The sequence below is a fragment of the Aurantiacibacter sp. KMU-128 genome (assembly GCF_056933515.1).
In genome coordinates, this window is the sequence record NZ_JBXORT010000001.1 from 2,837,041 (window position 1) to 2,851,695 (window position 14,655).

At 60.6% G+C, this 14,655-nt stretch carries 13 protein-coding genes and 1 tRNA gene; 10 read left to right on the forward strand and 4 right to left on the reverse strand.

All coding sequences use genetic code 11. The features are described from left to right. The first annotated feature begins 103 nt into the window (after positions 1 to 103). The 3 genes from ACS0VV_RS13840 (at position 104) to ACS0VV_RS13850 (ending at position 2,270) form a co-directional block, all read left to right on the forward strand. Positions 104 to 1,264: a tyrosine-type recombinase/integrase gene (locus ACS0VV_RS13840; protein WP_483533275.1), complete on the forward strand. Its 1,161-nt coding sequence runs from the start codon at positions 104 to 106 to the stop codon at positions 1,262 to 1,264. 24 nt (positions 1,265 to 1,288) lie between these two features. Beyond that, positions 1,289 to 1,996: a hypothetical protein gene (locus ACS0VV_RS13845; RefSeq protein WP_483533276.1), complete on the forward strand. Its 708-nt coding sequence runs from the start codon at positions 1,289 to 1,291 to the stop codon at positions 1,994 to 1,996. Between the two features lie 97 nt (positions 1,997 to 2,093). Beyond that, complete coding sequence (locus tag ACS0VV_RS13850; RefSeq protein ID WP_483533277.1) at positions 2,094 to 2,270, forward strand: helix-turn-helix transcriptional regulator; 177 nt, start codon at positions 2,094 to 2,096, stop codon at positions 2,268 to 2,270. Between the two features lie 397 nt (positions 2,271 to 2,667). Here ACS0VV_RS13850 and ACS0VV_RS13855 read toward each other — a convergent pair whose 3' ends face one another. The 4 genes from ACS0VV_RS13855 to ACS0VV_RS13870 all read right to left on the reverse strand — a co-directional run bounded on the left by ACS0VV_RS13855 (position 2,668) and on the right by ACS0VV_RS13870 (position 8,126). After that, positions 2,668 to 3,291, reverse strand: coding sequence for a hypothetical protein (locus tag ACS0VV_RS13855; RefSeq protein ID WP_483533278.1), 624 nt, complete (start codon positions 3,289 to 3,291; stop codon positions 2,668 to 2,670). 12 nt (positions 3,292 to 3,303) lie between these two features. Beyond that, positions 3,304 to 3,642: a hypothetical protein gene (locus ACS0VV_RS13860; RefSeq protein ID WP_483533279.1), complete on the reverse strand. Its 339-nt coding sequence runs from the start codon at positions 3,640 to 3,642 to the stop codon at positions 3,304 to 3,306. Positions 3,643 to 3,644: 2 nt separating this feature from the next. Then, positions 3,645 to 7,739, reverse strand: a complete 4,095-nt coding sequence (locus ACS0VV_RS13865) for an Eco57I restriction-modification methylase domain-containing protein (protein WP_483533280.1) — start codon at positions 7,737 to 7,739, stop codon at positions 3,645 to 3,647. Positions 7,740 to 8,049: 310 nt separating this feature from the next. Further along, positions 8,050 to 8,126 (reverse strand) — tRNA-Arg (locus ACS0VV_RS13870). A gap of 137 nt (positions 8,127 to 8,263) precedes the next feature. Here ACS0VV_RS13870 and ACS0VV_RS13875 point away from each other — a divergent pair. The 7 genes from ACS0VV_RS13875 to ACS0VV_RS13905 all read left to right on the forward strand — a co-directional run bounded on the left by ACS0VV_RS13875 (position 8,264) and on the right by ACS0VV_RS13905 (position 14,646). Continuing rightward, on the forward strand, positions 8,264 to 8,671 hold the full coding sequence (locus tag ACS0VV_RS13875; protein WP_483533281.1) for a hypothetical protein: 408 nt from the start codon (positions 8,264 to 8,266) through the stop codon (positions 8,669 to 8,671). An 89-nt stretch (positions 8,672 to 8,760) separates the two neighbouring features. Next, positions 8,761 to 9,273 (forward strand): MmcB family DNA repair protein, encoded by a 513-nt coding sequence (locus ACS0VV_RS13880; RefSeq protein ID WP_483533282.1) that lies wholly within the window; start codon positions 8,761 to 8,763, stop codon positions 9,271 to 9,273. Between the two features lie 75 nt (positions 9,274 to 9,348). Continuing rightward, the gene (locus ACS0VV_RS13885) at positions 9,349 to 10,092 is read left to right on the forward strand and encodes a sterol desaturase family protein (RefSeq protein WP_483533283.1); all 744 of its coding nucleotides are present in this window, start codon (positions 9,349 to 9,351) and stop codon (positions 10,090 to 10,092) included. Between the two features lie 17 nt (positions 10,093 to 10,109). After that, entirely contained in the window at positions 10,110 to 10,529 is a 420-nt protein-coding gene (locus tag ACS0VV_RS13890; RefSeq protein WP_483533284.1) for a DUF2141 domain-containing protein, read from the forward strand. 114 nt (positions 10,530 to 10,643) lie between these two features. Further along, positions 10,644 to 12,089, forward strand: a complete 1,446-nt coding sequence (locus tag ACS0VV_RS13895) for a PAS domain-containing protein (RefSeq protein WP_483533285.1) — start codon at positions 10,644 to 10,646, stop codon at positions 12,087 to 12,089. 40 nt (positions 12,090 to 12,129) lie between these two features. Continuing rightward, a complete protein-coding gene (locus ACS0VV_RS13900; RefSeq protein ID WP_483533286.1) occupies positions 12,130 to 13,164 on the forward strand; it encodes a phosphatase domain-containing protein in 1,035 nt (344 codons plus the stop codon). 66 nt (positions 13,165 to 13,230) lie between these two features. Continuing rightward, a complete protein-coding gene (locus tag ACS0VV_RS13905) occupies positions 13,231 to 14,646 on the forward strand; it encodes a M48 family metalloprotease (RefSeq protein WP_483533287.1) in 1,416 nt (471 codons plus the stop codon). The last annotated feature ends 9 nt before the right edge of the window (positions 14,647 to 14,655 follow it).

Here is a 14,655-nt window from a genome sequence, read left to right on the forward strand (position 1 = left end):
TGAAACAACCGAATGACGTGATTACAGGGGTTTAGAGTCTCCCCTTGTTTCCAGCCGTTCCCATATGTATTCCATACTCATTACATACAAACGGAAAACGGCCATGGCACTGGATTTGAGCAAGGTAGGCAAAAGGGAGCAATTGAAGGCCCAGCAAGAGCCGCATTGGCAACGGCTGCGGGCAGGTTGCTACCTTGGGTTTCGCCCGTCCAAACGTGGCGGCAAGGGCAAGTGGATCGCCCGTGTCTATGATGAGGACACAAACCGCTATCGCGTGAAATCGCTTGGCGACTTCGGGCACCTCGCCGGAAATGAAATGTTCGCCGCCGCCAAGCGCGAAGCGGAGAGGCTGGCGGAGCTGGTGGAATCGGGCGGAGAAATCCGCGCCAAGATCGAAACCGTTGCCGACGCTTGCCGCGAATATGCCAAGGATCGCCCAGAGGCGGCGCAGCGCTTCAAGCGCTACGTCTATGGTGACGCAATCGCCAAGGTGAAGCTCGACAAGCTGCGCCGCCGCCATGTGAAAGAATGGAGGGCGCGGCTGGAGGCCCAGCCCGCGCTGGTGAGCCGCCGCAAGAAGGGGGAAACCATCGAGCGGGACCGCGCACCGTCCACCGTCAACCGCGATATGGCCGTGCTGCGCGCCGCATTGAGCAAGGTATTGTCGCCGGGATCACCGAACAGCGAAGCGGCTTGGCAAGAGGCGCTAAAGGCAATCCCCAATGCGAACGGGCGGCGCACCCTCTATCTGGATCGCTCGCAGCGCAAGAAGCTGATCGAGAACACCGATGCAGAGGCCGCGCCCTTTGTCCGCGCTCTCTGCCTCTTGCCGCTTCGCCCCGGCGCGATGGCCGCGCTAACGGCTGGCGATTTCGACAAGCGCACCGCCGAATTGACCATCGGCAAGGACAAGACCGGCAAACCGCGCCGCATCCAGTTGCCGCAAGAGGCAGCGCAATTGCTCACTGATGCCGCGAAGGGCAAACTGCCAACCGCCCCATTGTTTATGCGCGCCAATGGCAAGGCATGGGATAAGGATAGCTGGAAACACCCTATCGCCACCGCTGTTGCCGCCGCCGAGTTGCCAGCGGGTGCCACCGCCTACACGCTACGCCATAGCACCATTACTGACCTTGTGAGCGCAGGCTTGCCCTTGCTCACCATCGCGCAGATTTCCGGCACCAGCGCGGAAATGATCGAGCGGCATTATGGCCACCTTGCCAGCGATGCGGCGGTGAGGGCGCTTGGGGAGTTGGCACTGTGAGCAAAAGGCCGCCCTACCGTGGGAATGAACCTATCGGAGGAATCGATCGAGATGCGTAGACCAGCCACGGCAACGTGGACACACTTCGGTGAGTTTTTCGAGTCTGTAGCCCGTCTTGGCATAGACGAGACTTCAGCAATAACGGCGCTTCTAGAAGCGCTCCAGAGTGATGTTGTCGCTGTGAGCTACAGGCGGCAATTCGCTATTAGCGAAGATGGCTTAATTGAGCGATTGCCGAGAGACTTGCATCCGGTTCCGGTGCCAGCCGACGTTTGGCAACATTGCGGCGAGATAAGAGGAAATCTCACCTCCTCGTGGATCGACGATCCGGAAGAGCCAGAGGCGTGGATCGAAGTCGACTGGATTTCCGGTTTCGCCGAAACTCTCAATTGGGAATTGACGAATTTCGAACACCTCCGAACCAAATACTGCGCGCTGCAAATTCCGGAAAGAAATGCAAAAGCGATCATAGGTGAGCTTTCGGGCAAGCCCAAGAGGCAGCCCGGAAGGCCGGAAGGGCCATCCAATGATTTCGAGAGGCAACAAGTGGCCAAGGCTCTTGAAATGATTGCCAATGGCGATGGAAGGGCGATCACAGCAATCGCCAATGACCTCACCGATAATGCGCTTACGGGCGACGCGCTCGAAGCTCAAAAGCGCAGGCTGACTTGGTGCATAAAGGGAGCGATTTCCCGAGCTGCGAAAAACTCGGCAAAGAATAAACGAGATTAACTGCGCAAGCTTAATCCAAATGATCTCGATAAGTCTCTCGCCATAGCCAGAAACCCAGCGGCACACGTTCCGGCTGGGTGTCGATATGGAAACCGAGATGACCCAGCTTCTCACAGTCCGCGAATTCAAGGATCGCTACAGCATAAGCCACTCCGCATTCTACCGCGAAGTCGCTGCGAAGCGCATTCCCATCCGAAAGATTGGCCGCTCCACGCGCATCGCGCTCGTGGATGCGGAAGCGTGGGCAGCGAGCCTGCCAGCATCCACCGACTGATTTCAACTTAACCCTATCCCGGTCTTGCACCGGGCGCTCTTGCCGGGCGGCTCAATACACTGGCGGCAAGAGTGAAATGCCAAACCAGGGGGTCCGATACATTGGCAGCCCAGTCCGAAAGGTGAAGGGGTAATCGGCGGCGCAGAGGATAGCGTCGATAAGCAGTCACCAATCACCCGGCTACCTCCAGACCGGGAGAGTCCTAAAAAGCATACGGTCGGCTCCGCCACCCATGACTTGATAGGATCGGACCGCCCTTCGGCAAATGAGCGAAATCAAGCTCAGCGCCGGGGGTGGTCGTCCTATGTCCACATTGCACCGGTCTCTCCCTCCCCCCATGATGTTTAGAGCTACCTAGTTAGGTAGAGCTAGGAAGGCGCGGGCGCGAATTTTCGGGTCAAAGCAATCCCAAGAGCGGTGCATCGAAAGCATCGGCATCGGCGAGGGTCGGATAAAAATTCGGGGCCGGATCGCCTTCAAGATGATTGGGCACCGCAAAGTCATCACGAATGCGCGGATCGAGCGGCAATTGCGTCGGCCCCTTCTTGCGCCGTTGTAGCACCGCTTCTTTCCAGCAAGGCATTAGCAATTGCCGCCAGAAATGGCCTGCCAGCCGCTCATAGCAAAATATGAATTGATCGTGCTTTGTGAGCCGCCGCCATTTGAGATCGACCTTGGCCATGGTGAGCAGAATGCCGAATGCTTGGCGTCGCATCCGCTGCCCTTTCTCGCCGAAATGGTTTGCCGCTCGCAACTGTCCAGCGTCACGATAGGCGATTTCCCGTTCGATTTTCTCTTGTTCCGATTGCTGGAACGGCAGGGGCGCGTTGGCAGTCTCGTGCAGGTCGCCGATGGCGTGCGGCCAAGGGGGAAGGAAGGAAAGCGAGTGCGCGATAAAACGGCGGGTCTTGTGATCGAATGAAGCGAAGAGCTCGATCTCGCGGGTTGCGTCAACTGTCAGTTGCTCCAAGCTCGGGCGGGCGAACAAAGACGCAGATTTTTCGCTTTCCTTCGAACCCATGGCTTGCCCGCCTCAATACCCGCCATATTCTTCGGCATAGGCGCGGCAGCCTTCGATGAAGCTCCAGCTGCGCCCGCCGCAATCTTCGGGATCGGTTATGCCGTTATCCGCCGCCCAATTGTAACCTGCTTCGTGCCCGCTGCAATCGACCGTGCAGTCATAGCCTTCGAATGAGCCGTATTCCCCGCCATAGCTATCGCGGCGCTCGTCATATTCGTCATAGCTTTCGCCTGCGAATTCCGCGTCGTCATATTGCGAGTAATCGTCATACTCGGAGTATTCGTCATACTCGCTTGTTTCGCTGCAGCCTGCCAGCGCAATGGCGAGCGCTATGGTTATGGCCTTGCACATTCTTATCCCTCCACCTCCGCGTCCGGCTGGCCCGCAAGGAGCGCGTTGATCCAGTTCAGGCACAGGTCGCGGCTGCGATAGCTGCCGTAGGCGGCCTTTTCCTGCCGTTCGACAATGGGGAAGGTCGAGTAGATATAGGCGACATCCTCGCGCCCCTGTGCGCGGTTGTTAGTATCGCAAATGCCGTAGAGGATGAAATAGAGCGCATCGAGTTTGGCGCGCAGCCCAAGGCGGCGTTCCTCGTCCCAGATAAAGGGTTCCAACACCTCGCCCGCGTCATCGACATGGCCCATATCCTTGGCGAAGGGGGCCATATCATGCGCGGTGTAGGTGAGTTCGAGCACCGCCTCGCGCACGATCTCGGCAGCGGTTTTGGAGCCGAAGGCGCGAGAATACGCGGCGGGAGCAATGACCGGCAGCTGCTCTAAAATATACTTGTTGAGGTGGCGGCTCTGGATTTTATTTCTTGCAACAAAATCACAGGGAATTGCAGCGAGGTTGCCAGCCAAAAGCACTGCTTCTTCGGCAGGCAACTGATCCAGCAAAGGTAGGGTATTCCCCGTGCCAACAGCTGGAATTATCGCTGCGATGACTGAACGCTCGTTGTTTGTATTGCAAACATCGTTAAACCCAATCGCATATCCTCTTTCGAGGCCGGACAATTTCGACTTAGAAACCCAATATCGAGGCGTCGTTACAAAATTTGGATCGCGTAACTCTTCGATGCTCGACTTAATCGCTTGACCCTGCCCGCTCACCGAACCCTCCGGCGTCTTAATCGAGGCATACCGGTGGTTATAGAGTTGTATGCTCTTGCCTTCATAAAGCGGTAGCCAAATGCCAACCGCACTATCAAACTTGTTGCCCCCAATTGGCCATGCCCCATGCTCATCTTGAAGCTCTTCAATTGTCGCAAAAGCTTCACTGTCATTGGTCATGTGAAACATGGTCGCGTAATCGAATTCCCAATCACTTTTCTCACCTTGTCCAGACTTCCGCACGAGCACGTCGGCTCGATCATAAACGCCGGCGGTGAGTTTAGCGTCGCGCTCTGAACGAAACACCGGGAGCGTCCCTGTGTTTGGATTAGCAGCCAGCAGCATCGGCGCGCTTAAGTCGAAAGTGTCGCTCGGTTCTGGTAGGGAATGCAGTTTAACCGAGTACCTAAAGGTGTCGAATGACCGTTCTTCATTTGACGCTACGATTACCGTGGGTTGATCCTCAGCATGCACGTCGCGAAATAGCCATCGACGCTTGTTTTCGAATGCTATGAAAGCCTTCAGACGTTTCGAATTTGCAATCTCTGAAATGTAGGGGGCGCTGGTCTTGTCCATCCCGATTCCAATTGGGGTTAGGAAGCCAACCATACCCTTTGGCTTTGCTATCCGATGCGCTCGTTCGACAAAGAGGCTGTAAAGATTGATGTCACCCCGGCCCAAAATCGGATACTGCCCCCCACTTCGTGCGACTCTAAGCGCTGTCAGCGCCCGCTCACTCGCAACTTGGAAGTCTTCGAAAAGAGGATCGTTCGCCTCCTTAAGGGCTTGAACCATCTTCTGCCGATCAGCGGCTTTAGACCTCTTCGCTATCTCAGGTTTCCTAGCCTCAAACCATTCAACCTGTTGCAGCTTGATGCGATCCCACGGCGGATTGCCTACCACGGCATCGAACCCGCCTTCCAGCGCGGCGCTTTTCCAGTTCGTCCACACGCCGGGAAAGGTGATCTGCCAGTTGAGAAAGCGCTCTTCCTCGATCAGCTCGCGCGCCGCCTGCCAGAGCGCGGTAAAGGCCTCGAAATCCTCCTCCGGTGCGCGGCCCGCTTGCGGTTCTTTCTTGCCCCGCGCAATCGGCATGGGATCGCCGAACACGCCGTCAATCCATTGCACCCGCAAGCGTTCATGCGCGGCCTTTTCCGCGCCGGTCTTGCCCGCGCCCAGCCAATCGAGCGCGTGGGTAAAGCTGACAAAGCCATCCAGCTCGCCGGTCTGCGCTTCTACGCCTTCCCACATTTCCGCGCTGCGATGCGCCTCGCCAATCTCGGCATCGGTGAGCGCTTCGATGGTTTCCATCACCCGCGCCTGCGTCTGCGCCCGCTCCAGCGGCTCGTGCAGGAACAGCGCGCCGGTCTTGCCCGCCTTGTCCATCGCATCGCGCACCCATAGGCCAAACAGGCTATCGCCAGCCGCAAGGTGATGATCGATAAAGCTCAATGGCGCGCCCACAGTGAAAGTGTGCAGCCAGAGCGAGACCTTGGCGAGCTCCACCGCCATGGGATTCTTGTCCGCGCCATAGACGCAGCGTTTCAGCACCATGCGTTTGACCAGTTGCGGATCGTCAAGCTGTTCCTCGCTCACCGTCCACCCGGAATCCTGCGCATTGCCGCGAATGGTGCCGCGCACCTTGCGCACTTCCTCTGCCACCGGGCTTTCATATTCCAGCCCCATTTCGCGCATGGCGAGCGAAGCGGCCTCCGCCACCGCGTCCAGCGCGTGATTGGTCAGCCGGTCCACCAGCGACACAAGGAAGTGCCCGCTGCCCATGGCAGGATCGCAAACGCGCAGCCGGGTGATTGCCTTCGCCGGATCGACCTTTTGCAATTCGGTGAATTTGTAGTCCTCGCTATCACCCCTCTTGAGGCTCGCCAGCCGGTCTTTGAAAGCGGCGTGGGCATCGGTGATGAGCGGCTCCAGCGTTTCATCAAGGATCAGCAGCACCAGCTCATCCGGCGTGTAATAGCTGCCCGAATTCTTGCGGGCGAAGATATTGGGGCGAATGTCGAAATCGCCCGCCTCATCGCGCACCAGTTCGAATTCCAGCAGCCGTTCATAGATCGAGCCGAGTTGCTGCACGGAAAGGTCGCGATAATTGATGTAGCGCCGCCGCCCGTCGCGCTGTTCCCAAGATAGGATGTCGAGCGCTTCCGCCATAACATCATCGCCCAGCCGGATGGTATGCAGCAAAGGCTGGCTCTCGCTGAACAGCCCGCCATTGTAAGGAGGAAGGCCTACGGAGGGATCGCCCTTGTCGATCATCCGCGAAAGGTCGGCAAAGCGGCTCCAATATCCGGCTGCCATGCTGGAGAATGTATCGCCCCGATCCTTGCGCTCGCCAACGTCCAGCCGCGCCACGCGCAGCGCGTAGTCGTCAAAGCGCGAGTCCTTAACCGGCAACAGGCCGCGATCCTCGGCATAGAGGATGAAGAGCAAGCGATAGAGCAGGATGAGTGTTGCCTGCCGTATATCGTCCACCGGCGTATCGGCTGGCGCGGCCTTGGCCACCGCCTTGCCGAGCGTGGGATAAAGGCGGGTAAACACAAGGTCCGAAAGGCTCTTGGCTACCCGCTCTTCATAGAAAGCGGCATCCTTGCGGGCGCGATCAAGGAAGTTGGGTGCATCGGGCGCGGCGCGTTCAAATGCCGAGCGGCTGAAAAGCGTGGCGAATACGCGCAGCCAATGGGCGCGCTCTTCATCGGTTATGCCGGTGTCGAGCAGATCCCCGTCCAGCCCCATAATGCGGGCAAGATCAAGCTCCAGATAATCGTCAATGGTGGAACGGGCACCGGCGAAATAGAGCCGCCAGCGCGCGCCATTGGTCAAAATGCCCCAGCGCAGCGCGCCACGGGTGAGATCGTCAATCCGCCGCAAGTAACGCAGCAATTGGGTGGAAGGCGTATCGCTTTCGGCGCCCTTGCGGGTTTCAGCCCGGTCAAGCGCGCGCCCCCAGCGCTTGCTCTCGACAACCGCCGCGCCGAATTCGTAGCGCTTCCATTCTTCGGGATGCGCATTGGCCTTCGCCTTGGCTTCGGCATCAATGAATAGAAGGCCATCGGGAACGTCCACCCGGCCCTTTTCGGAGAGGTTTTGCTGGGTGAGGAAATCCGTCCAGCCGAGCGCCTCCAGCACCGGCCAGACGAAATCCTGTTCGGTTGTCGGCTCATTCGGCTTGGTGTCATAGGGCAGGCCCGCGATGATCTCTGCCAGACGCTCGCCCAGCGCCTCCGCGTCGCATTGCGCCCACGCATTCGAACGCGTGATCCCTTCGACAAGATAGTCCTGGGTGAACAGCGCACCGGCGGCGAAGAGCGAGGTATCCTGCACAGGCAGGGCTTATCGCGAGCTATGCCCAGCGCCAACCCCGTTCGCTCGCAAAATCGGAGTGAAACTAAAAACTATCAGATTGCGGTCAATCGTGCGCAGCGGGGAAAATAGCGGTTTGCAAGCGCTATGGTGATCGCGATGCTGGGGGAAGGAACCGCGATTTCTGGCGAGTGAGACTGAAAGCAACTGTCACGAATTGCGGCGGCTGGAGCGCGAAGGCGAAGGGCGAAATCCGGCAAGGGAATTCCCCCCTGTTTTCCATACTCATTCCATACGAATGGAATTGAGCGCCGCTAAGTCATTGAAATTATGGCGCACCCGACAGGATTCGAACCTGTGACCTCTGCCTTCGGAGGGCAGCGCTCTATCCAGCTGAGCTACGGGTGCATGAGGCGAGAGCCAGTGGCGCAGGTAGCAACAGCGTCGCGTCGCGCCAAGCGCAAACTTTCCTCGCGTCGCCGCACCTTTATGGAATCGGCAGCGCTAACCGCTTGGCAACCACTTGCGGCGTACACCCCGTCGTCATGAGCGTTCTTACTCCCGGATTCGGCAATGGTGCTGTGCGACCGCTGGCGCGGCAGACGGCGCAGGCGAATGCGCTTGCCATGCGCTGGGCAGCGCTGGGCGATGCCGGAACTGTGGTTGCGACTCTGGCTGGCGTTGCTCCGGTCAAAGCCGATCACGCGATCAAATCCTTCCCGGCGCAGATCCGCGATGCCGCTCCCTGGCGGCAAGAACTGGCGGAAAATGGCTGCGCCGATCTCGCCGCGATCATGGAACCCGGACTTGCCGCATTGCTGGCGATCAATGCGCGCGGCGGCAATTGCCGCGCCGCTGCCGAAGCCTTGTGGGAGGAATTCACTGCAGCGCGCAATGCAATCATGGCACTGATCCCGCCCGCCGGCCAGATGGGCCCGCGCCGCAGCGCCTAGCCGTCTTTTCGATCCGGCATCCGCCGGATCATGAGACAACACTCCCAAATCACCTTGACCGTGTTCGCTTTTCGTTCCACCGTCGCGCCATGGCCGATTCGCTCACTGACGCTCCCTCGCCTGTCCTCGCTCCCGACGCGCTGCGCTCGCAGGCGGTGTGTCGCGGGATTTTGCGACTGTTTGCGCGCAACGGCATCTGGGCGCTCGCAGAAATGCCGCTGCGCAACGGGCGGCGCGCCGATCTGATGGGCATTGATGCCAAAGGCAAAGTGGTGATTGTCGAGGTAAAAACCGCGCGCGGCGATCTGCTCGGCGACGGCAAATGGCCCGATTATCTCGATTTCTGCGACCGCTTCTATTGGGGGCTGCCGCCAGAGCTTGACCGCACAGTGCTTGATAGTGCGGATTACCGCCCCGACTGCTGCGGCGTAATTGTGGCTGACGAATATGATGCGGAGATTGTCCGCCCCGCGCCAAGCCACCCGCTTGCCGCCGCGCGCCGGCGCGTTGAAGTGGAGCGGCTGGCGCGCACCGCCTTGCGCCGCCAGCTGGTCTTGGCAGACCCGCATTGTGGCAATTGGGGCGACGAACTGGCGGGGTAATACGATAAGCCAATAAGTTGTCCTGCATTTGGGGGTAGTCGAAGATTCACCTCTGCGGCATAGGGAGAGCCAGCCATGCTGCCAGCACTCGCCTTCACCATTACGGCCATGATCGCCATCATTGCGCTGCGCTATTTGCTGGCGAGCGGGTTGTTCGCGCTGGCAACGGCGCGGGTGAAGCCGGGACTGTATGCCGGGCTAAGCCCGCAAATCCGCAAGGAGATCGGCTGGTCGCTCGCCTCGGCAGCGATTTACGGCCTGCCCGCCGGAATCATCGCCTGGGGCTGGGACAATCGCGGCTGGACGCTGGTTTACAGCGATATTGCCGCCTATCCGCTATGGTATTGGCCGCTTTCGATCCTGCTGTTCCTGTTCGCGCATGATACGTGGTTTTACTGGACGCACCGGCTGATGCACCGGCCCAAATGGTTCCGCATCGCCCATGCCGTCCACCATGCCAGCCGCCCGCCGACGGCTTGGGCGGCGATGAGCTTTCATCCGATCGAGGCGCTAACGGGCGCCATCGTGCTGCCGCTGCTCGTCTTTGTCATCCCGATCCATATTGCCGCTTTGGGCGTGGTGGCGGCGGTGATGACCGTCATGGGCGTCACCAATCATATGGGCTGGGAAATCTTTCCGCGCTGGCTTGTTCATTCCCGCGTAGGGAACTGGGTGATAACAGCCAGCCATCACCAGCGACATCACGACGAATATCGCTGCAATTACGGACTTTACTTCAGATTTTGGGATCGCCTGTGCAAAACCGACAAGGGACTGGCCGCCAGATATCAGGCCGAACACGCCGCGCAGCCGCGCTGATTGCCGCGACCAGCGCCATGCTCGCCGCATCGCCGCTTGCGGCAGGCGGGGTAGAGGAGACGGGAGTCACGGTCACCGTTACCGTCACCAATCTGCGCAACACAGATGGCGTGGTGCGCGCCTGTATGACGACCAACGCCGATCGCTTCCCGCGTTGCCAGGGCACCGCGGGCGCGCACAGCACGGTTGTGGAGGCAGGGCAGGCGGCAACGCTGACGTTTCGCAATGTGGAGCCCGGCACCTATGCCATCGCGCTGCTGCATGACGAGAACAATAATGGCCGCGCCGACCGCGCCTTGGGCATGATGCCCACCGAGGGCTTCGGCTTCTCGCGCGATGCCCGCGTCCGTATGGGGCCGCCTCGCTTCAGTGATGCGGCAATTACCGTTGGGTCTTCACCGGTGCGGCAGACCATCAGAATGCGCTACATGGTTTAGATTCCGTAGAGCCGCGATGGTTAATTCCGGCGAGAAATCGGGCGCAACTTTACAATAAATTTACCACGTCGCGCCAAAAGGGTGCCCTGACTTTGGCTGAAGGGCGCATTTCGCATGGACACGCTACGGGGCAATTACAGCGCAGAAGATGCGCGCGAACTGGACGGGTTTTCCCTGCCCGATCCCTATGTTCCCGACGAGGACGATGCGGTCGACCACGCACCGCCCCCCGCCATCGGCAATGACGAGCGCCGGATGCAGGTGCGCGCCTACAATTTCTGGGCGAGCCTGCTGGAAGATCGCAACTATCCCTCGATCGAGGATCTCGATCCGACCCTGCTGCCCGATTTCGGCCCCAACAGCGTGCTGCTCGATTTTACCGACGGCATCGAAGATCCCGCGATCAGCTATATCGGCGCCGAGCTGGCCCGTGAATGCGCGCCCGAAGGCGATTTGCCCGAACGGCTTTCGCAAGTGCAGCCGCGCTCGCTGCTCAGCCGCATCACCGATCACTACATGCAAATTCTCGCGAACCAGTCACCGATCGGTTTCGAAGCGGAATTCGTGAATCACGTGGGCAACACAATCCTGTATCGCGGGATTCTGCTGCCGTTTTCGAGCGATGATGACACGATCGATTTCATCTACGGCGTCATCAACTGGAAAGAGATGGCCGACAGCCGCTCTGCCGACGAGCTTCTGCTGGAAATCGACCAGGCGCTTGAGGAAGGGCTGAGCCTTGGTGGCAACACGCCGGTCTCCCCAGCGCTCACCGATTGGGCCGATGGCCCGGCATCGATGCTCGCCGAAAGCACCTCCGCAATTGGTGCGAATGATCTTGTTGCCAGCGTGTTCGATACCGTGCTCGCGCGTCCATCCTTCGACCTCACCGGCCAGGCCGGGATTTCGGAAGGCGGGGACGATGGAATCTCGCCCGCAGCGGGGAACGAGCCGGTAGCGCTGGCCGACTGGCTTGCGCTGGCGCGCGACACCGCGCAGCAGGCGAAAAGCAGCGAGGAGCGCACCCGCGCCGCGCTCTACGATGCGGTCAGCCGTGCGTGGGACTTTGCCCTAGCAGCTGCCGAGGCACCGGAAGATTTTGCCGAACTGCTCGAAGATGCAGGCATCGCCATGCAGGAACGCGCCCCGATGACGCCCGTCGTCAAACTGGTATTCGGCGTGGATTACGACAAAACGCGCCTTACCGAATATGCCGCCGTGCTCGGCTTCGCGCAGCGCGAGGGGATCGCGCAGGGCGAGCTTGGCGATTTCCTGAAGACAGCCGATGGCGGCCTCAAAGGCGTGGTCGCGGCCGAACGCGCTTTCCGCCGCGAAGCTGAAGGTGTTGCTCCCAAGCCGGTTCGCAAAGGGCCGCGCAAGGCGATAGCGCGCAAGCTGCGGGCGCTGGAATCACGGGATTTTGCCGCCATCCCGCCTCATGGCGAGGAATTCGCGCTGGTAATGATCCGCCGCAATGCGGAAGGCGGCGTGGAAGTACTGGGCGAAGTGCCGGAGAACGCGGCGCTGATCGAGAAGGCAGCACGCCAGCTGCTCGATTGAAAGCTGGATAGCCCGCGCGCAGCCTGCTTTATGGCTGCTCATGGTCTTTGCATCGAAAATCGCCACACGGCTGCAACCCTTTTTTGGCCATCGCAGCGCGACCCGGCTGGTGCTGGGCGCGCGCGCTTTAAGCTCGCCGCCTGCCCGCTTTGATCCTGCTTCACGCTGGCAGGCGCTGCGCATCATGCTCGGCGAATTTGCCAGCCGCGAAGTTGCGGGCCTGCCCGTAAGGCTTAGCGCGCAAAATGGCGATGCGTTGATCGCCGAGGCCAGAGTAAGCACCGATGCCGAAGGCTTTGCGCAATTCGACCTCGCGCTCGATGCGCCATGGCCGCTGCCCGATACCCAGCGCTGGGATAATGTGGAGCTGCATTGGGAGAATGAAGGCGGCGCCCAGTCCATCGCCGCCCAGGTGCTCGCCCCGCGCGCATCAGGCGGGCTCGCCATCATTTCGGACATTGACGACACGGTGATCGAAAGCGGCATTACCGGCGGCCTCGCCAACCTAGCACGCAATCTACGGCGCGTGGTCGCGCATCTGCCGCATGAGCGCGAAGCGGTGGCAGGCGCGGCGGCGTTTTTTCGCGGTTTGGCAGGCGAGACGGCGCATTCAGGCACGCAGCGACCGGTTTTCTATGTCTCGTCGAGCCCGTGGAACCTCTACTCATACTTGCTCGCTTACAAGCAGCTGCACAACCTGCCGCTCGGCCCGCTTGCTCTGCGCGATTGGGGGCTTAGCCGGCAGACATTGGGCAAGAGCAGCCATGGCTCGCACAAGAGCAATGCCATTGACGATATCATCACCATGCACCCGGACTTGCGCTTCGTGCTGGTGGGCGATGATACGCAGGGCGATCTGCCCGCCTTTGCCGATGCCGCGCAAAACCATCCGGGCAGGATCGCCGCCGTCCTCCTCCGCCGCGCCGCCCGTGCGCCTTTCACCGCCATAGAGGAGGAGGCGCAGGCCGCGCTCGATGCACTGCGCATTCCTTTCTGGACGGGGAGGGATTTCTCCAACGCGCAAGGCTTCGCGCTGGATCACTCGCTGGCGGCAATTCCTGCGGATGGCGCGTAAATCCTGCTGCTTGGCGCAATCTTAAGTTCCCGTTCAGCGCCCGGCGCGCTAGGTTCGGCCCCGCCCATGCAGACACTCGCCCCCGCATCCGCCCGAATCCCCTTGCGCATCCCCTTGCGCATCCTCGCCCGCCTTCTTGCGCTGCTGGCGGCGATGGCGATGGTCACCCAGCCGCTGGCGGCACAGGCGCAGTCGCTAAACGTGCTGCGCGATGCAGAAACCGAAGCGCTTCTGCAGGACATGATCGATCCGCTCGCCGAAGCCGCCGGGCTGGGCGAAGGCGCGGTCGATGTCGTGCTGCTGGGTGATACGACGATCAACGCCTTCGTCGCCGGCGGGCAGCGCGTTTATATCTATTCTGGTCTGCTACTCGAAGCCGAGGATGCAGGCGAAGTGCAAGGCGTGCTGGCGCATGAGCTAGGACACATCACCGGCGGTCATATCAACCGTTTTTCCGAAGGCGCGGGAAATGCAACGCGCATAACGCTGCTCTCAGCCCTGCTGGCCGCAGCAGCAGCCTTTGCAGGCGGCGGCGAAGCGGCGATGGGCATTCTCGCCGCAGGCCAACAGGCAGCGGTTGGCAGCTTCCTCGCCTTCAGCCGCACGCAGGAAGCCAGCGCCGATGCCGCGGGCGCGCGCTACCTTTCCGAAGCCGGCATTAGCGGGCGCGGATCCTTGCGCTTTTTCGAACGGCTGGAGAATATGGAATTCCGCCGCGGCATCAGTCAGGACAATGACCGCGAATATGGCCGCACCCACCCGCTTTCGGGCAACCGCATCGCCCGTCTGCAGGAGGATTACATCGTCGATCCGGCGTGGGACACGCCGACCGATCCCGTTCTTCAGGAACGCTTCGTGCGCGTGCAGGCAAAGCTTTACGGCTACCTCGCCCCGCCCGAGCGGGTGCTCACCGCCTATCCCGTAGAACGCACCGATGTGGCCGCGCGCTATGCCCGCGCCTATGCCTATCACCGCGACGCGCTGATGGAGCAATCTCTGGCGGAAGTGGACGCGCTGCTCGCGCTGGAGCCGCAGAACCCCTATTTCCTCGAACTCAAAGGACAGGTGCTGCTCGAATCGGGCCGCGTGAACGAGGCTTTGCCGCCTTTGCGCGAGGCCACGCGCCTCACCCAGTCGACACCGCTCATTGCCAGTATGCTCGGCCACGCGCTGCTGGCGACCGATGATCGCGCCAATCTGCCCGAGGCCGAGCGCGTGTTGCGCGCGGCTTTGGGACGTGACCGCGAAAATCCCTTCGCCTGGTACCAATTGGGCGCGGTCTACCAATTGCTGGGCGACACGCCGCGCGCGCGGCTCGCCAGCGCCGAACAGCAAATCCTTTCGGGCAATCCGCAAGGTGCGCTGATGAATGCGAGTGCGGCGGAACAGGCGCTGCCGGTCGGCTCGCCAGACTGGATCCGCGCGCAGGATGTGCAATTGCAGGCCCGCGCGCAGCTTGAACGGCTGGCGGATCGCAACTAGGCGAACACC